At 56.2% G+C, this 17,208-nt stretch carries 13 protein-coding genes; 5 read left to right on the plus strand and 8 right to left on the minus strand.

Going from position 1 to position 17,208, the window contains the following annotated elements; all coding sequences use genetic code 11:
- The first annotated feature begins 123 nt into the window (after positions 1-123).
- From Q0859_RS06830 to Q0859_RS06840, 3 genes are read left to right on the plus strand one after another with little or no spacing between them, the layout of a single operon-like run.
- Positions 124-714: a hypothetical protein gene (locus tag Q0859_RS06830; protein WP_299148999.1), complete on the plus strand. Its 591-nt coding sequence runs from the start codon at positions 124-126 to the stop codon at positions 712-714.
- A complete protein-coding gene (locus Q0859_RS06835) occupies positions 701-2,509 on the plus strand; it encodes a relaxase/mobilization nuclease domain-containing protein (protein ID WP_299149001.1) in 1,809 nt (602 codons plus the stop codon). The genes Q0859_RS06830 and Q0859_RS06835 overlap by 14 nt, the downstream gene beginning before the upstream one ends.
- Positions 2,502-4,394 (plus strand): type IV secretory system conjugative DNA transfer family protein, encoded by a 1,893-nt coding sequence (locus Q0859_RS06840; RefSeq protein ID WP_299149003.1) that lies wholly within the window; start codon positions 2,502-2,504, stop codon positions 4,392-4,394. Before Q0859_RS06835 ends, Q0859_RS06840 begins: the two co-directional genes overlap by 8 nt.
- A gap of 121 nt (positions 4,395-4,515) precedes the next feature.
- Here Q0859_RS06840 and Q0859_RS06845 read toward each other — a convergent pair whose 3' ends face one another.
- Both Q0859_RS06845 and Q0859_RS06850 read right to left on the minus strand, forming a co-directional pair.
- Positions 4,516-5,700 (minus strand): UvrD-helicase domain-containing protein, encoded by a 1,185-nt coding sequence (locus Q0859_RS06845; protein ID WP_299149006.1) that lies wholly within the window; start codon positions 5,698-5,700, stop codon positions 4,516-4,518.
- A complete protein-coding gene (locus Q0859_RS06850) occupies positions 5,693-7,471 on the minus strand; it encodes an AAA family ATPase (RefSeq protein WP_299149008.1) in 1,779 nt (592 codons plus the stop codon). The genes Q0859_RS06845 and Q0859_RS06850 overlap by 8 nt, the downstream gene beginning before the upstream one ends.
- Positions 7,472-7,686: 215 nt before the next feature.
- Here Q0859_RS06850 and Q0859_RS06855 point away from each other — a divergent pair, with 215 nt between their 5' ends.
- Both Q0859_RS06855 and Q0859_RS06860 read left to right on the plus strand, forming a co-directional pair.
- Positions 7,687-8,865 (plus strand): DNA repair exonuclease, encoded by a 1,179-nt coding sequence (locus Q0859_RS06855; protein ID WP_299149010.1) that lies wholly within the window; start codon positions 7,687-7,689, stop codon positions 8,863-8,865.
- Positions 8,866-8,876: 11 nt separating this feature from the next.
- A complete protein-coding gene (locus Q0859_RS06860) occupies positions 8,877-12,275 on the plus strand; it encodes an AAA family ATPase (RefSeq protein WP_299149012.1) in 3,399 nt (1,132 codons plus the stop codon).
- 88 nt (positions 12,276-12,363) lie between these two features.
- Here Q0859_RS06860 and Q0859_RS06865 read toward each other — a convergent pair whose 3' ends face one another.
- From Q0859_RS06865 to Q0859_RS06890, 6 genes are read right to left on the minus strand one after another with little or no spacing between them, the layout of a single operon-like run.
- Complete coding sequence (locus tag Q0859_RS06865) at positions 12,364-13,362, minus strand: type IV secretion system protein (protein WP_299149013.1); 999 nt, start codon at positions 13,360-13,362, stop codon at positions 12,364-12,366.
- 21 nt (positions 13,363-13,383) lie between these two features.
- Positions 13,384-13,560 carry a DUF4177 domain-containing protein gene (locus Q0859_RS06870; protein WP_299149015.1) on the minus strand — a complete coding sequence of 59 codons (177 nt, stop codon included), beginning with the start codon at positions 13,558-13,560 and terminating at the stop codon, positions 13,384-13,386.
- Positions 13,553-14,548 carry an ATPase, T2SS/T4P/T4SS family gene (locus Q0859_RS06875; RefSeq protein WP_299149017.1) on the minus strand — a complete coding sequence of 332 codons (996 nt, stop codon included), beginning with the start codon at positions 14,546-14,548 and terminating at the stop codon, positions 13,553-13,555. Before Q0859_RS06875 ends, Q0859_RS06870 begins: the two co-directional genes overlap by 8 nt.
- A 2-nt stretch (positions 14,549-14,550) precedes the next feature.
- Positions 14,551-15,870 carry a TrbI/VirB10 family protein gene (locus Q0859_RS06880; protein ID WP_299150180.1) on the minus strand — a complete coding sequence of 440 codons (1,320 nt, stop codon included), beginning with the start codon at positions 15,868-15,870 and terminating at the stop codon, positions 14,551-14,553.
- On the minus strand, positions 15,857-16,552 hold the full coding sequence (locus Q0859_RS06885) for a TrbG/VirB9 family P-type conjugative transfer protein (RefSeq protein WP_299149019.1): 696 nt from the start codon (positions 16,550-16,552) through the stop codon (positions 15,857-15,859). Before Q0859_RS06885 ends, Q0859_RS06880 begins: the two co-directional genes overlap by 14 nt.
- 3 nt (positions 16,553-16,555) lie before the next feature.
- On the minus strand, positions 16,556-17,206 hold the full coding sequence (locus Q0859_RS06890; RefSeq protein WP_299149021.1) for a virB8 family protein: 651 nt from the start codon (positions 17,204-17,206) through the stop codon (positions 16,556-16,558).
- Between the last annotated feature and the right edge of the window lie 2 nt (positions 17,207-17,208).

The raw sequence follows: 17,208 nt of genomic DNA on the forward strand, positions 1-17,208 counted from the left end.
ATGGCTGCTCCAAACGGAATACAGGCAGTTGATTCAATATTATAATATTGAATCAACTATGGCGAAATGCCATAACAGGGCTGCCTGTATGATGCCGGCAAGAAATAGGGGTGATTACTTCACATGGGCCGACCGCGCGCATCACGGCACAAGCGACTGACGCAAAACCAGCGTTTTGCCATCGTGCGCAAGCGTGCCGAGGGGGTGCCCATCGAGGATCTGGCCCGCGAATTCGGCGTCACCACCCGCAGTATCTTTTACACCTTGAAGGCCGATCAAAGCCGCAAGCTTGATGCGCGCGTGCGTTCAGAACTGGTGAATGTCCGGCTGACATCCAAGGAGCTGGCGAGCTTTGATGCAGTGCTGACGCGGCATGATATCACCAGCCGCGCCGAGGGGCTGCGGCGGCTGATCCATGCCTCAAACGATCTTTTCGTTCCCGACGATGAACTGGCCAACCAGATGCAGGGTCTGTCGGCCTCGCTTAATCGCACCGGAAACAATATCAACCAGATTGCGCAGCGCCTGAACGAGGCAAAACGTCAGGGCAAGACGCCACCTTATGGCAATTCCGCCCATGCTCAGGTCCGCGCTTTGGCCGGGCTGATTTTCGACATCGCCGACCAGGTTCAGGACATGGCGCAGCGCCGCCGAAGCGCGCTGTCTGGCGAGGTTGCCCGCGTTCTGGGAGGCTTTGCCGATGGCCCGGAATAGCGCCGTTGCTGCCGCGCAAGAGGCCTTCTTCGATCGCGACTGGAGCCGCATTCGCGGAAGCGCACCGCGCGCTCGGGCAAAGCAGATGGCCCGCGCGGCCATGGGCCATTCCCCCGCGATCTTCAAAGCCATTCGCGACGGCGGAACGCACAACAAAACCCAGCTACGCAACCAGCTGGAATACCTCACAACCAAGTCGAGCTTCATCATCGACAGCCGTGGCACCTATGACGGCCAAAGTGTCCTGTCAGCCAAAGAGATCGAGCAGGTCACACGCCGGTTTTCAGCGCAGTGGAATGAGGGGTTCCATCCCAAGCTGGGGCACACCTCGCATCTCTTGATGGCTTTCCCAATTGGCACGCGCGGCGAGGATGTTGCCGAGATCACGCGCGAGATCTGCGAGCGGTTCTTTCAGGGCGGAGGCAGCCACTTCGACTATATCGCGGCCGTGCATGAGGACCGGGATCACCCGCACGCTCATATCGTTCTTAACCGGCGCAGCAAGGACGGTGAATTCTTCTTTCTGAAAGAAGGGCACCACTTTAACTACGACAGTTTTCGCGAGGCGATGGTGGAGGTGTCAGACCGCTATGGGCTGCGGCTTGAGGCGACCCGAAAGCTCGAACGGGGGATCACGACGAAGAGGCCAAGCGATGCAGACCAGCGTCGCGCGGAAGCCACGGGCCAGAGGTTGGCCGCGCGTGAGCGCGTGGGGCCAGAGCTTGACCGTGCCTTGGCTGAGGTGGCGCAGAACGCGCGGTTTTATCGCGGATTGGCGGCCGAAGCCTCGCGTGAGAACCAGCATGACATTGCAGCAGCCTTGGACAAGGCCGCGACGCTTTTGGCGCAGGGCAAACCGATCGAAGCAGATGGAAAGGTATATGGCATGGCCGAAGAACAGCATTCGTTTGATGAGGTCGTGGATGTCTTTCACGACAAGATCAACCAAGCTGAACGCATTGTGGCGGACGCGCCTGTAGAGCGGCGCGCGGAGCTGGAGCATGAGCTGAACGACATCTATCGTTCACTGTCGCATCTGAGCCCAATGGGAACGCAGTCCCACACCTTGCTCGAAGATGCGTCCAAGAGTGGGATCTATTCGGCCGCGAATATACGGGCCGAGGCCCAAGGCGCTTTGCAGGATCCAGCTCTTTCCGAACGTCTTCAGCAGGCTGTGAAAGGCACCGGCATTGACTCGCAAGAGGTTACCCGCCGCATCGAAATCGGCGCGGGCAATGCCGCGCTGGAGCGGCAATGGCTCGGGCAGGATTTGAAGGCGATTGCCGAGAAAGAGGGCTTTGACCTGTCTCGCGCCGATGAGCTGGAGAAGGCGATCGACCGCCTCGACCAAGTGCACAGTGATTTGGGGCGCGTGTTGGCCGATGGTGAGGTTCTCAAAGACAGTGGGGCGGTGGAAGCCGACCGGCAGGAAGCCATAGTCGACAGGTTGCCGCCGACCACCGCCGACATCCTGAGCCGTATGAGGGACGACCCAACCGCAGATCCATTCCGCAGCGATCTGGAGCGCGAGACCTTGAGGGCCGAACTGGAGGATCTGGCCGGTGAAGAAAACACCCCGGACTTGGCAATTGGCGATGAGACTGCGCTGGAGGAACATATCGAAGATCGACTGGACCGGCTCTATGCGGTCAAGGCTTATCTGCAAAGCGACGCCGCGCTGGCGAACAGCGTGGCGATGGAGCATGTCCTCGACGAGATCGCCAATGAGGAAATAGACCTCCAACGCGAGCGGCATGTCGATGCCGACGGCGAAAAGGGCGTGACGCATGGGTAAGGCGCGGATCGCACTTGGCGTCATGAGCTTTGCTCTTCTGGGCGCAGTGCTCGGGTATGTTTTGGCGTCAGCCTTTCTGACGTTCCGCTGGATCGGTGTCGGGGCGGATATCGATTTCCTGATGTTGGCACGCAACTATGGGGTTCTCCGAATGACCCATCCGGCCGATATGCAGATTGTTCACTTGATAGTGGGGATCAGCACTGGTGCCGGTGTTTTGCTTAGTGCGGTCTTGATGAACGACGCTCTGACCAAGTTCGGTGAAACCCACTGGCAGCAGATGTCGGAGATGAAACGGAACGGCTTTTTCGGAAAGCCCGGCCACGGCTTCGTCCTCGGCAAAATGGGCAAGCCCAAGTGTCGCAAACCCTTTGTCATGTCCAAGGTTTTTCCCCATGCTTTGATCGTGGCCCCGACCGGACGCGGGAAGACGACGGGTTTCGTCATTCCGAACCTTCTGACTTATCAGGGCAGTGCCGTCGTGCTCGACGTGAAGGGCGAAAACTTCGATGCGACGGCGCGCCACAGGGCCGCGCAGGGCGACAAGGTGTTCCGGTTCGCGCCAACAGATTGGAAGGATGGTCGCTCGCACCGCTACAATCCCTTGCTGCGAATATCGGCGCTGGAAAACGTCGACCGCCAGCAGATGGAGCTGCAGCTCCTGGCCTCCCTGTTTCTGCAAGCAGATAACGACCGCGTTCAAGGGCTTCTCGACGGCGGTATCGATCTATTCGTGGCGGCAGGGCTTTTAGCGTTCGAGCGCAAGCGACCGACCCTGGGCGAGATTTACCGCATCACCGCATCAGGCGGGGACAAGCAGAAGGAGTATCGCCGCCGCGCCGATGAAGTGGTCAATCCAGCTGCCAAGCTGATCTTCATGCGCATGGCCTCAACCAACAACGACACGCTAACGTCTTATCTGTCGCTCTTGATGACGTCCGGCCTCAAGCAGTGGTCAAACCCTGCTATCGACCGCGCAACCGCGACCTCAGACTTCGAATTTCGTGACATCCGAAAGGCGCCGTTCTCCGTCTATCTGGTGGTCGAGCCGCTCATGGTGAAACCGCTCGCACCGCTGATCCGCTTGTTCTTCTCCGATTTGCTGGCGTCTCTGCAGGACCATGAACCCGGCAAGGACGAACCTTGGCCGGTCATGATCATGCTCGATGAGTTCAACCGCTTGGGCAAAATGCCGATCGTTCTCGACAGTATCGAAACTCTGCGATCTTACCGCGCCAATCTCGCGATCGTCACCCAGACCATCCCGGCGCTCGATGAAATCTATGGTGAAAACGCCCGCCGCGCTTTGCAGGGCAACGCAGGGATAAAGCTCTATCTGACGCCCTCGGATGAGAAGACCATCGAAGAGCTTAGCAAAGCCGTCGGCAAAACCACCAAACGGGTTGTGACCCGCTCGCGCTCAGTCGGCCGCAACCCCTTCGCCGGGCGCAGCATGTCTGAACGGACGGAAGAAACGGCTTTGTTACCTGAGGATGAGGCGCGGCGCATGGATCTGGATGACATTGTCTTAGTCGTCGACGCGCAAATGCCTGTCCGCGCCAAGCGGATCAAGTACTATGAGGATCGGTTTTTTAAGCAGATCTTTGACAAGCAGACAGGCGAATTGCCATACCCCTCGGCGGGGGATCAAATGCGCGGCCTGCAAGGGCAGATCAAGGCACTGGAAGCGAAGATTGGAGCGCTTGAGATGCCGAGGGCGGTTTCAAATGAGGGCTCTGACGGTGGCGGGAAGCGGCGCGAAGAGATCGACGGTTTGGCCAACGAAGAACGGGGGGTGGCGTCCGGCGACAAGCCTAGTCTGGACGAATTCCAGGTGGGAACGGAAAGGGTGGAGAGATTTATGGAGAACGCCTTGGGAAGGTGAGGGCCCGTTTCAATTTTCTCTGCAACAATCAGGGGCAGCAAACCCTGAAAGTTGTCGTTCATAAGTTAATGGACCAGAACCGGTTTGAGGTGGTTCTTTTTGGGAAATGGCACACACCGTTCTATGGACGCCAAATTGTAACGCCATCGATGCCAATGTCTTCGTCTAGCAAGAATCCGACACTGTACCGAGCTCTAGTCGAAGCTACGTAGAACGCGTTGACGGCCTTGTCTGTAGAGCCACCCGAGAAGGCACGTAAATCCCCTTGCAAGAAAGCTCTCTGTGGCCCGGTGGGAAGAATTAGCGTTCGATCGAAGGTCATTCCTTTAGACTTGCCAAAGTTGAATACTTCCCGCCCAGAACAAGTTTGCGGGTCGACGGCTTGGCTATGCCGCAATATCGTCGGGTGATAGCGATCATAGTAGGCTTCAAGGTCGGTTTTCTTCACGGCGAACACACCAAGATGTTCAGCCACATCAGCTGGGAGCTCTTTCTCGTCAACGCCTGAAAGAGTCGAAGGAAATTTCAATCCGTCGTGTATTTTATCGGAAAACTCGCATATTGCGGCGACGGATCGGCGGCTCTTGTTCATGCTGGATTGCGAGAATCCAATTTCCTGGAAATACGATAACTTGTCATCATTGCTCTTGGGCTTCTTCTGAGCATTTGCAGTCTGGTAAATGGTTTGCCGAAAATCTCCGACGCAAATGACATCCAGCTCTTGGCATACCGAAAGCAGCCTAAGAAGTTCGAAATCCCAACCGACGAGATCTTGGACCTCATCGATGAAGATTGCATCATAGATTTCCTCAAGGCGCTCGGTCGCGCATCCGATTTTGTAAGATTTGCGTCCCACCTTTCTTAGGATTTTGGTCTCTTCTGCAACTCTACAAGCAAACTTCGACAGATAAGCTGAGTGGGCTTTTTTGGTTTCTTTTGTGACGAAGTGCTTATGGTTGATACTTCCGTTTGAAGCGCGCTCAGCGCGGCCCGTAATAGTGTACCCTTTTCGCTTGTGTGGATCAGTTTCATTGAAATTTAGGCCGCTCACCCGGTATTGTAGAATGCAAGATTGATATGGTCGTATCATGTCCTCCAGCAAAAAGGTAAACCACCCTTTGACTTTGATTTCGGGAGGGACGGCCCCCAACTCAGAAGATAGGCGTTGGATAATTTGACGCTGGTTGCAATCGGTATACGTCAGAATCAAAGAACGCTTCTGCTCCCGGTATCGAGCAATCGCATCGTTGATGATCTTGGCAGACTTACCCGCACCAGCACACGCGATGATCAACTCTTTAGTCAAATCTTAAAGCCTCAATAAGGTAGTTTGGTGCCACTAATTCATCGTCGGATTCAAAGATGCGCATCGCGGAATCTACCTTCCTGCCACCGGTTCCCTCACCAGAGAACCAATCGGTTAGGAAAGCCTGTCTCGCGACCAGATCGCCGTTGTCGTAGTTGCTGTACGTTTGCGATGATAAAGCCACTTTGGCATAGGCATCTAATTTGGTCTGTGAACCTGAATTGGCGTAAATGAATGCTGGTTCCAAGGAGTTTTCCTGGGCAGACTCCGGAGAGAACACCTTGATGAAACCATACTCATCGTATGGAGACTTCCAATCAATGATGTTCTTTTGCCAGTCTCCGTCGTTGTCTTTGACTACATGGACGGCATTTCCGAGATGTTGAGCAATGTTCAAGAAATTTTTGAAGCCAATCCCGCGCACGACAATAATATCGATGCCGTCTTCTTCAGGAAGTTTGCCGACTTTTTTATGATAGATTTTCTTGAGGATGAGTTCATCCGAGGGCCCCTCAACCAAGATCACATTCTTGCTGAGCACGACTCGCAAAGTGTCGAATCCTGGTAGTCGCTTAAGTGTTTTCACGGTTTTGGGATCAATTTCATGCAAACGTTTGTAACCATCTGCCAAGAGACAAATTTTCTCGAAGCTGAGCTTGTTTAGTACATAGGAGCTGTGGGTCGTCAGAAATATCTGCTGACCCTGATGCCTGTCTTCTATGAACTTCACCAACTTCACCAAATTCATATGTGAAAGATGAATTTCAGGCTCTTCTATCATTACCACATTGGCCGCCGTTGACTTCTTCCACAGCGCCAACTTCATCTGAACTTGGTGTTGTTCACCCTTTCCAATCTGCGCAAATGGAATGCTGTCCAAAGTAAGTTGAAGATTGTTTTCCCAACTGGTCTGAGGGGAACTCTCGATTGAGAATTCAAGGTTTTTACCAGTTATGTCATCTTGCTTATCAAGTTCGCTATTGATCTTTACGACATCAGGCTCTGCGTCAAACTTCTTTTTTAGTTGCCGGTAGTTTGTGTTCAATAGTGTCTTGTCTTCTCTCTCAAGAGCGTTTTCTAGGATGTCAGAAATGTATCGCCGTGCCCCCATTGTTGGGTGCAACGCAGTTGGATCAACAAACAGGCAAGAGATCTTCTTATTATATGGCGTTAACTTATCCCAAGAAAAAGCATACCATTCAACTCGATAGAATTCGATTGGGAGCGAGAGGATGTCCTCAGGTTTCTTCGCGTACTCAAGATAAGCTGAGGCTAAATCAGGGTCAAAAAAGATGCGAACAAAGATGCCCGGGCAGTTTAATCCCAAGGTGTTATTGTTCCCTTTGATGTCATTGTTGCCCTCAAGGTAAGCTTCAATCAAAATTTCTGGAAAAGACCCTTGGTCTTTGGGGCCAGCGAGAAAGCGGGAGACAGCGTCTGCATTGAATAGGTCAGCAGACAGACACGTGGAAAGGGGTTTTCCTCGATGTCGAAGATTCAAGCAAAGCTCAATGGCTTCCAATATTGTACTTTTACCGCTTTCGTTGTCGCCTACAAGAATGTTTATGTCCTTGTTGAAGTCGAAATACTCTTCTCGTATGCCTTTGAAATTTTTTATAAAAATTTTGTTTACATGCATTCTTGTCGCGCGCCTTACTCTAAGTTTCTTAAGCCGGTACGTGAAAGAAGTTGACGGACCGAAAGCGTTCATTCTGAGAGCCAAAGTATGAAATTCATCGGCAACCTGCAATTGCAGGTGCTTGTAAATCATGGTTAGCTGGGCCCGTAGTCATCTGGATAGCCCTTGTCGTTGATCTGGAACATAAATTCGGTCCGATGTCGGTAGAGCAGCGACGCGATGAACGCTCGAATGGCCGCGTTGGACCGGCATCCTCTCTCGATGACCGGCCGTATGAAGGAGCAGACTGATAGCTTGTTGTACCAAAATGGAAGCCGCTTCATTCGCGGAAAACTGGATGGAAAGTTATGCGCCTTCTAGTTTCAGCTGACACTCACCTCGGATCACCCATAAGATCTGTAGCACTACGCAATCCCGACCTCGGAGATCGTTTGAAGCAGGCCAGCCGTGATACCTTTGTCGAGATCGTTGATCTGGCGATATCGGAACAGGTCGATGCGTTTGTGCTAGCGGGTGACATTTTTGACAATGGTTACCCGGATCTTAAGTCCCGCGCTTTCCTTATAACTCAGCTGGCGCGTGCCTCAGAAGCTGGGGTGCCCACGGTACTGATCCGGGGCAACCACGACGCGCTTTTGGATCACAATGCTCATGGAGATTTGGGGCCAAATATCCATCTTTTGCACAAAGGCGCTCCCACCGTCGAAATCGGTGATGCTGCGTTCCATGGCCTGTCTTTCGATACGGCGCATGTGGTAAAGAGCTTCCTACCGGACTACCCAGTTCCAGTTCCGGGAAAACGAAATATTGGTCTTATGCACACCTCGCTAGATGGTGCCCCAGGTCATGATCCCTATGCGCCCTGCGCTAAACAGGACCTGATGGGGCACGGTTTCGATCTTTGGTGTCTGGGGCACATTCACGCGCCGTTTGAGCGAGTGGATGGATCGGTTCTGGCGGTTATGCCAGGTATCCCGCAACCGCGTCATTTTGGCGAGCGTCACGGGGGAACTGTGACCTTGGTTTCGATGGGGGATGGGGTCCCGGAATTTGAACGCCAAGCGGTTGGGCGACTTGGCTTTTCCGAATGCTCTCTGGACCTAAGCGCCTGTTCCGACCAACAAGAGGTAATTCGAAAATTGCGCGACGGATTGGTAACCGCGCAAGTGCCAGGGCGCGATATAGCTGTGCGCCTTAGCACTACTTCGGATCGATACGGTACGGAGCTTGTTACAGAACTGGCGTCAGAAGTCCTGGACAGTATTCATGGCGTATTCCTTGACAAAGTAAAATCGGCACTGCCGGTCAGCCAAACCAGTGCCGAGACTGATGATTTGGTTCGCTTGATGCAGGAGGAATTGACCGAAGATGGTTTTCGACAAGCTGCCCTCCAACAGCTCGAAGAACTGCGCCTAGCTATGCCGTCAGAAATCACAGACGAGTTTGCTGAGGACAGATTGGACGCGCTTCTCGAAGAAGCGATTGCGGAAGTCTCTCTAACTCTGCATGCGGGTATCTCCCAATGAGATTGAACCGGTTGGACCTTATCCGTTATGGGCGCTTTAAAGATGCCGATATCTGTTTTCCAAAACCGGCCGATGGGAAGCCTGATGTAACGGTGGTTTTCGGACAGAACGAGGCAGGCAAGTCTACCGCTTTCAATGGTTTTCTGGAATTGCTTTTCGGTTTCAAAGGCGGGGCACATCCCTACGCTTTCCGGTTCGATCGAAGTGATCTTGTAGTGGGTGCAGAGCTTGATCTGCCTGAACGTGAAGCCACAGTATTGCGTCGCAACAGTAAGAGAACCCAATCACTGCTGGACTCGAACGAACGCCCAATCAACGAGGCGATTTTATCTGGAGCTCTGCACGGCCTTACGCGAGACAGCTATGAGGAACGGTTTTCACTTGATGAGAAAGGTCTGCGAGAGGGCGGCGAGCGGATAGCCGGAGCGCAGGGTGACCTTGGCCAACTCCTGCATGCAGGCCTCTCCGGCCTGACAGGGATGGCTCAAACTCTGGATTCCTTGGCCGAGCGAGCAGACAAATTCTACAAGAAACGTGGTCGGGGTACGGTATTGAAGACCGGCAGTGATCGCCTCAAAGAGATTGGTCGCGAATTGCGTGCTGATCACTTGACGACTGAGCGAGAGCGCAAACTTCGCCAAGATCGTGACCGGACAGCAGTCGATTTCGAAACTGCCGATGCTGATCTTCGACAAGTTTATCAACGACAAGCAGCGTCGAAGGCTGCGGAGTTATGGTATGATCGGACCGAGAAGATGGGGCAACTGACTGAAGCCTTGGCCGATTTTTCCGGCGGTCCCGACCTTGCCCCCGATGCGGCAGAGCGTGTCGCTGGCCTGGTCGAAAAAATCGCGGCTCAGTCGATCCGAGTCACTGAAGCGGAAGAAGAAATCGTCAAACTAGATCAGACCATCGAAGAACACCCAATCGACAATTTGGCCCAGCCTTTGAAGGCAGAGTTGGAACGGCTTGATCAACTAACTTTTGATGGTGCACCGCTCTTGGGGCGCGCGAGCACCGCGATGGCTGACCTCGACCGTCGCCGCGAAGACTTGGACAACCTCGGACAGCAAATAGACAAAATTTTGGTTCTCCTCGAGGTGCCGGATGCGCCGCCATCCACAATCGCCTTGGAGGCAAATGATTTGGAGGACCTCGCCACCGCAGTACAGGAGTGCTTGACGGCCAATCTTTCAGCCGGTGCTGCAAAGGAGGCCGCAGAAGTCGCTCTCGCCCAACATGGCAAAGCGCCCCGTGAGCCGCAAGATTTGACGGCTCTGAGACTCGCCTTTGAAAAATGGAAAGCCGTGGCGGATATGTCCGCTTTTGAAGTTGCCCATGGCCAAGCTTCGGCGCGCCTGACTAAGGTCGCAGCTGGTCTGCCGCAGTCATGGATGGACCTTGTTGCATCAGGCCTACCTGCGCGCGAAACGCTCGACGAAGTCAGTCAGGATTGGGCGACCCTAACTGCCGATCTTGCGTCGGCCCGGAAAGACCTCGAGGCCCGCGTAGCCGAGTTGGTGGAGGCCCGGGCAGATCTATCTACGCAGGAGGCTGCACCTGACGTCGTCGACATCGTCAAGACAGAAGAGACGCGGCGTCAGCGTGATATCGAATGGCAGCAGCATCGGGGCGATCTGACGGGTGAGACGGCTAACCAGTTCGAGGCGGCGATGTACGCTGATGACAGCGCCCGAGCACATTACCTTACGGGTGCTGAGGCTCGGCAGCGGCTGCTGGCCGCACAGGGACAGGTGCGGAGCGCTGAAGCCCGGCATGAAACTGCAAAGAACCGTAACGACGACTTTATTGCGAGACATGACCGCTTGTCAGAAAGCTGTTCCAGATTGGCGTTGGCACTGGGGTTTGAAGCAGGCACGCCCCCTTCGGCCTTCAACGCTCGCCAACAAGCTTTGACGACGGCGGCCGAAGCCGCCGCCGATGTTTCAAATGCTGAAAAAGCGTTGAAAGACCGTCGTGTGCAACAAGCGGAGGCTTGCGATGCGTTGACTGGAGCGGCGCGTCCCCTTGGGTATGATCCCGCGCAAGGTGATCTGCCCACGCAAATTCAGAGAGCGCTCACGTTGGAAGCGAGCGATCGCGAGGCTTGGGCCAAATGGCGGGATGGCGAAAAGACCATTGCTGAGCTAGAAAAAAAGACAGAACAAACGCGCGACGATCTCGACGTCGCTTTGAATAAGCTTGAACAGTTGACTGTTGCGTTGCCGTTGCCGGATTGTTCATTTGACGGTATGCGAGCCGCTTTACCGAACCTGCGGAGCCTGCAGCAGCTTTATGGAGAGCATAGAAAGCTCTCGGTGCGGATTGGGGCCTTGGAGCAAGCGATCGCAGCGCTGGCAGATAGCGCGGAGCGCTTGATCCGAATTTTGGGGGATCCTGAAAACGATGCAGATGCAGGTGCAGATCCTGTCCAGATCATCGACCGCGCTCGCTCGCGTCACGCTTTGGCGGTACGGGCAGATGAAAAACGGGAAGAGGCCGCATCGCGACGGGATGAACTTGACCGTTTCAAACATCGCGCAGAGACGGAGCTCCAGGATGCGAACGCCGGCCTAGAATCTTGTTTCGAAGGGCAAGGTGGTCAGGACTTGATGCCTCGCGATCGTGTTGCAAAGTTGGTTGAACGTGATCGTCTGCGAGCGGAAAAGGCAAATGCGGCACGTGATCGCCAAAAAGCCCGTGAAGGAGTCGATGCCGATCTTTTCACTGAGGAACTAGACCTGATGCCTGACGCAACGCGCTCGACAGAGCTGGAACAGGCTCAGCAAGACGCACAGCTCATCCGCGACAGTGCCCGCGATGCTCAGCGAGAAGCTGACCGGTTATATCGCGAAGCATTTCAGGCCGCCGACCGAAGCGATCTCGCGACTGAACAAGCGACACTGCTGGAAGAGCTACGGAGCGGCGCGCGTCAGGCGGCTGTGGCTAGACTCGGAGTGCTGGCGGCACGAGGGGCGCTGCGTCGCCTTGCGGCAGAGCGGCGCGGCAGCATGCTGCGCGACGTCGAAGAGGCCTTCGTCACCATGACCTCCCCGGCCTGGACCGGCGTTGATGTCTGGACACAGTCCGAAGGCGAAAAGCTCGTCGGTATTCAGCCAGATGGAAACACGGTTCCTGTGGAGCAGATGTCGACGGGCACAATGGGTCAGCTTTACTTTGCGTTGCGTCTTGCTGGATATCGCAGCTTTGCGCGTGACCCTGGCCCACTGCCGATGGTCCTGGACGATATCATGGAGACATTTGACGATGTGCGGGCACGAGCGGCCTTGCAACTCTGTGCCGAGATCGGCGCGAACGGACAAGCAATCCTCTTCACACACCACGCGCATCTGGTCGAGTTGGCAAGAGACTGTATCGATGGGGTGGCGATCGTAAACATGCCAGACTGAGCGCTTTAGTCTGCATTGATGACGAGACTGCTGCGCAAAACCCTGGAAGCTGGCTGTAGCGTTCTAAGGCCAACTTGCCCCATGACAATTATTCCAACCGCTTCGCCCTTTCAGCAACTCTCTGAACCATCGAAACAGTCGCAGTGCTAGCCTGCCGCATCCCAGCCCCTGCGATCTCAGCATTAGACCTACTTCCAAACCGCGCCCTTGCTCGCGAACCTTTTGTTCCAATCAAGCCCTTTGCGAAGCCGCCGGGTCCAGGAATGCTTGGCGGTCCGGCCATCATGAAATTGCCTGAGATTGAACGGACTATCAGTGGGGTGGCGATGATCATGCCGCCTGCGAGGAACATCATCATGAAGAAGGGCACCAGCGCGCCGATGTTGCTCGCACCTGAGGGATCTCCGAGTTCGGCCATGAGCGAGCGCGACATGCCGACGACAGTGGAAAACACGCCCGCGATTACGAGGGGATAGAGCGCATAGGATACCGTGCTGGACAGCCAGCGATGGAAATAGTCCTTGCTGACATCAAACAGGGAAAGCGCGATCATGATGGGGGCGATGCCGATCATGAAGGCCAGCATGATCTTTGCGAAGATCAGGGCGAGGCCGCAGAGTGCGCCGATGACGCCCAAGAGGAATGCGCCGATCGCACCAATCAGGGCTCCGGCCATCCAATGCATGTTGTCTCCGGCGGCGTTTAGGTAGTTGCCGAATTCTTCGATAAGATCGTCGAAGGCCCCGGCAAAGTAGGACGCGCCAGCCCCGCCGCCACCAAGCCCCGCCACCATACCGCCTGCAAGTTGGTCTAGCCCATCGATCAGGGCGCTGGCCACGGCGTTGAATTGGATCCAGTTCATCGCAAAGAGGGAGATGAGCATGAGCTTGAGAGCGAACCAGAAGGCGGTTCGCCCATCCATGGATTTGTACTGAAACACCATGTTGAGGAAGAGGCCGATCACGGCGAGCGTCGAGGCCACGGCGATGACACCGCCGAGCTGCCCGGCGACGTTGCCAAAGGTGGTTTGGGCTGCGTCGTCCAGAAAGTTGTCGGTTGTCTCAACCATCCAGGTGACGACGCCCATCGGATCCTCCTCGGTTTTGCTCTAGACGCTCGCGCCCGTGCGCCGCTTCAAGAAGGCCTTCAGGATGTGGTCGCCGTCAAAATCCGGCACGACGGAGACCAACTCCCAACCATCCTGACCAAGAGCGGTCAGCTGTGCTTCGATCTTCGGTGGCTTGGTCTTGGCGGTGTTGATCAGTTCAATCTTGTATTCAAACATGGGCTGTTTCCTTTGAATGGGCCGGATCGCCCGGCAGGTAGAATTCGGTGATGCCGCGCGCGCCTTCATGGCGACCGGCCTGGATAATCACATCGATCGAGCGGGTGATGTAGTCGTTCATGTCCTGGTAGGTCATGGGCACGTCGGTTTTGAGGGCGGCGATGGCGAGACGCTGAACCGCCAGCTGAGGCGTCTCAGCGTGAAGCGTGGTCAGTGAGCCGCCATGGCCAGTGTTGATGGCCTCGAGAAATGTCATGGCCTCCTTGCCGCGCACTTCGCCCAGGACAATCCGGTCAGGTCGCATACGGAGGGTGGAGGTCAGTAGGACATCAGCGCTGCGCGTGGCCTCGTCGCGATCAGACATCAGCGTGACGACATTCGGCTGCGCCGGCCGCAGCTCAGCGGCTTCTTCGATGGTGATAATACGCTCGTCGTTTGGCACGAAGGAGAGGATCTTGCGTGCTGTGACGGTCTTGCCGGTGGAGGTGCCGCCGGAGACGATCATGTTGAGCTTGTGGGTGACGCAGAATTTGATCGCGGCGTCGATGTCGCCGGTGGCCACGACATCTCGCAGCTCGGCGTTGCGCTTGCGTCTTGCACCCTCGTTGCTGCGTTCTTTGCCAAAGAGATAGGACAGCTTGATTTGGTCCAATGGCAAATCTGCGAAGAACCGCAGAGAAATCGCATAGCCGCCATCCACGGCGGGGGGCTGGATGACCTGCGCTCGGATTGGGCGGTCACGGTAGGTGATACTGACCGACACGATGGGCTTGGTCCGGCTGAGCGTGGTGTTCGCGGCGGAAGCAATCTGATTGCCAAGGTCTTTGATCTCATTGGGCGAGAGCCGACGACTGAGGGACCGCATGAAGTGATCACCCTGAAACTCCGCCCACAGCGTGCCGTCGGGGTTGATGCAAAGTTCGATCAGCTTCGGATCACGCGCCTCGGGGATCTTGTCCATCGAGCTTTGCAGATAGCTGGCCGCCATAATCAGAAGATCTCCAGATCGCGGTCGACCATCACTGTGACGCGGGCTCCTTGGTCGACATAGATCACGGGCGAGACGGAGAGGTATTCGCCAATCACGCTTTGCGCGCTGTCTTGCAGGTCTTCGCCAATGCCCTCAAGGACATCCGAGGCGATCTCATCTTCGGTGTTCTGGGCTGCCACGGCGGGCAAGGCTCCGATCAGCGATATCAGGGTGGCGGACCCAAACCGCGTGCCGAAACGGCTGTCGACGAATCCAGTTGTGCCGGACCGCCCCAGTTCGTCGCCACCGAAGGCACTGATTTCAACAGTCTGGTTGCTGGGCAGAATGATCCGGTCCCAGGCGATGGTTACGCGTTGCTGCGCGATGTCGAGGCCGGATTGATACCGCCCGATGAGGCGTGCGCCGCGCGGGATAAGGATCTGCGAGCCGTCATAGGCGTGGACATCTTCGGACACCATCGCGCGGACCTGTCCGGCGAGCGAGCTGTCGATCGCGGTCTCGAGCACGGCCTGGATCATCGTGCCTTGAACGACCGTGTTTGACGGGTTCACGATCACCTGGGCCTGCGTCACCTCAGCGGGTTCAGCGCCGTTGCGGACAAAGTCTGTGTCGCCATCAAGCCGTCGCTGCTGTGCGGCGGTTTCGTTGTTGCCGCCTCCAGAGCCGCCAAAGGCGATAATTGGGCTGGCGATACGGGCTTGCAGCTCCTCAAGCTCCGCTTGCCGTCGCCGCTCGAGTTCCTGAAGGCGCAGCTCTTCGGCCGTTGGGCCGGTTGGTGCAGGTGTGCGAGGGGTTTCCAGGCGTGCAAGCTCAAGATCGTTCTGCAGGCGCTGGATTTGCCGCGCACGTTCTTCCAACTCTTCGCGCATGGCGGTTTGCGTTGTAGCTGCCTCGCTGCGCAGGGCGTCGATCTCTGCGCCCAAGGTTTCCAATGTCTCAAGGTCGACAGTTAGGGCTTCAGGTGCAGGTGCGTTGCGCATGGCTTCGAGCTCGCGCCGCATGGCGTCCATTTGCGCACGCAGCTCCTCTGTTTCGCTGGCCGGTTCCGGCTCAGGCGGTGGCGATGTGTCGATCGGTGCGGGAATGGGATTGAGCGCGCCAAACCCCGGTCCTGCCGCTTGGAATTCATCCGGTGAGGCTGTTTCCAGGCTTTCGGGTTCAGAGCCGCCAGAGAACAACATTAAGATACCGCCAAGAGCCAAGATTGCCCCGATGCCCAGGGCGATAGTGACAACAGACGGCCGTGCCCTTGAGTTTTGTCTTTTTCCTTCAAGCGCTTCGAGGCGCTTCTTAAGCTCAGCTGTTTCACTCACCTTGATTTGCCTCGCTCATCTCTTGCACGCAAATCTCGTCCTCGCCGAGCCTGAGTACCCATCGATCGCTAACACCTGACACGCGGATCACGCCGTCTGGTCGCGCGAGCGCATTCACACTGCGCTCATTGCCTCCAGACCAGCGAAAGATCGCGGGCAGCGGCGCGTTTGCAGCAAAGCGGAAGTAAGTGAAGGTGCCGTCGTCCCAGATTTCGCGCGGGGTGATCTCGGACCGTGCGCTGACGCCGTAGGCGTGGTTTGCAGGTTGGCTTGCGGCCAAACGCGATTGCCGTGGTGCCGCTTCGGGATAGGTGAAGCGAATAACGTAGAAGGTCGGCGAGCTCGCCTCGGTCACGTTGAAATAGTAGCTACGTCGATTGGTGTAGACGGTGATATTTGTATGCGCGCCGCGCGAGACGGGTTTGATGGCAAAAGCCTGGCCCCCGGGCACGCCGTCCAAAAGGAACCCTTCAGTGTCGCCTGCAATGATCGAGCGAATGGTCTCGCCTTGGCCAAATTCAATGCTGGTCACATGGGTCAGACTGGTGCGGATGCGGTAGACCTGTCCATCCTGATAGGTGGCCAGCCGGACGCGGGCATCATAGGGGCCTTGGCGCGGCTGGGTTTCTGCATAGGCGATGCCAGCAAACGGAACGAGGAAGGCGAGGATCAAGAACAGGCGGCGCATTGGTTACTCCAAACGATCCGAGCGGATCGCGTATTCGGTGACGGTGAAGCCAAAGGGGTTTTGCCAGACGTCGTCGATCGACCGGCTATTCTCGGGCCGAAACTCAAACATAAGCGTTGCGGTGAAGAGCCCGTTTTGACTGCCGCGCGGGGAGTTGAGCCGCTTGCGAAGGCGCACCTGGGCACGGTTGGCGCTGATATGGGTGATCGACAGAATCTCGACCTCAAGCCGGGCATCTGTGCCATAGCTATCGGGCGGATAGGCCTCATGGCCGCTGGTCCAAAGTGCGCGCAGTCCTGCGGCGGCCGCGCCGTCCGACTGGTCCAGGACCCGCCGCACACGCACGTCATTGTCGAGCTGATTGTACGTCTCTCGATCGATGACATAGCGGTAGACCTGAGCCTCGATGATAGCGGGGCGTTCCGTGAGTGAGACCGCTTCAACCATGGCATTGGGGAGGGCCATGCCGGTTTCGCTATCAAAGGGCACGATCATAGGCGACGGGTCCACGTCGAACAGGGCAACGAGGGCGGCGGCGAGGCAACCTGCCATGCCAAACGCCATGCCTGTCAGCCCCAATTTCTGCCACATCAGCTCGCGTCGTCGTGCTCCGTAGACGAGCTCTTCTTCGATAATTTCTGCCTCGCTGTTCATGG

The organism is uncultured Tateyamaria sp. (assembly GCF_947497045.1).
Taxonomy (GTDB): domain Bacteria; phylum Pseudomonadota; class Alphaproteobacteria; order Rhodobacterales; family Rhodobacteraceae; genus Tateyamaria.

Bases quoted from the DNA above. Each gene is read 5' to 3' on its own strand.
- Q0859_RS06830 (WP_299148999.1), top strand. From the start codon at position 124: ATGGGCCGACCGCGCGCATCACGGCACAAGCGACTGACGCAAAACCAG.
- Q0859_RS06835 (WP_299149001.1), top strand. From the start codon at position 701: ATGGCCCGGAATAGCGCCGTTGCTGCCGCGCAAGAGGCCTTCTTCGAT.
- Q0859_RS06840 (WP_299149003.1), top strand. From the start codon at position 2,502: ATGGGTAAGGCGCGGATCGCACTTGGCGTCATGAGCTTTGCTCTTCTG.
- Q0859_RS06850 (WP_299149008.1), bottom strand. From the start codon at position 7,471: ATGATTTACAAGCACCTGCAATTGCAGGTTGCCGATGAATTTCATACT.
- Q0859_RS06855 (WP_299149010.1), top strand. From the start codon at position 7,687: ATGCGCCTTCTAGTTTCAGCTGACACTCACCTCGGATCACCCATAAGA.
- Q0859_RS06865 (WP_299149013.1), bottom strand. From the start codon at position 13,362: ATGGGCGTCGTCACCTGGATGGTTGAGACAACCGACAACTTTCTGGAC.
- Q0859_RS06870 (WP_299149015.1), bottom strand. From the start codon at position 13,560: ATGTTTGAATACAAGATTGAACTGATCAACACCGCCAAGACCAAGCCA.
- Q0859_RS06875 (WP_299149017.1), bottom strand. From the start codon at position 14,548: ATGGCGGCCAGCTATCTGCAAAGCTCGATGGACAAGATCCCCGAGGCG.
- Q0859_RS06885 (WP_299149019.1), bottom strand. From the start codon at position 16,552: ATGCGCCGCCTGTTCTTGATCCTCGCCTTCCTCGTTCCGTTTGCTGGC.
- Q0859_RS06890 (WP_299149021.1), bottom strand. From the start codon at position 17,206: ATGAACAGCGAGGCAGAAATTATCGAAGAAGAGCTCGTCTACGGAGCA.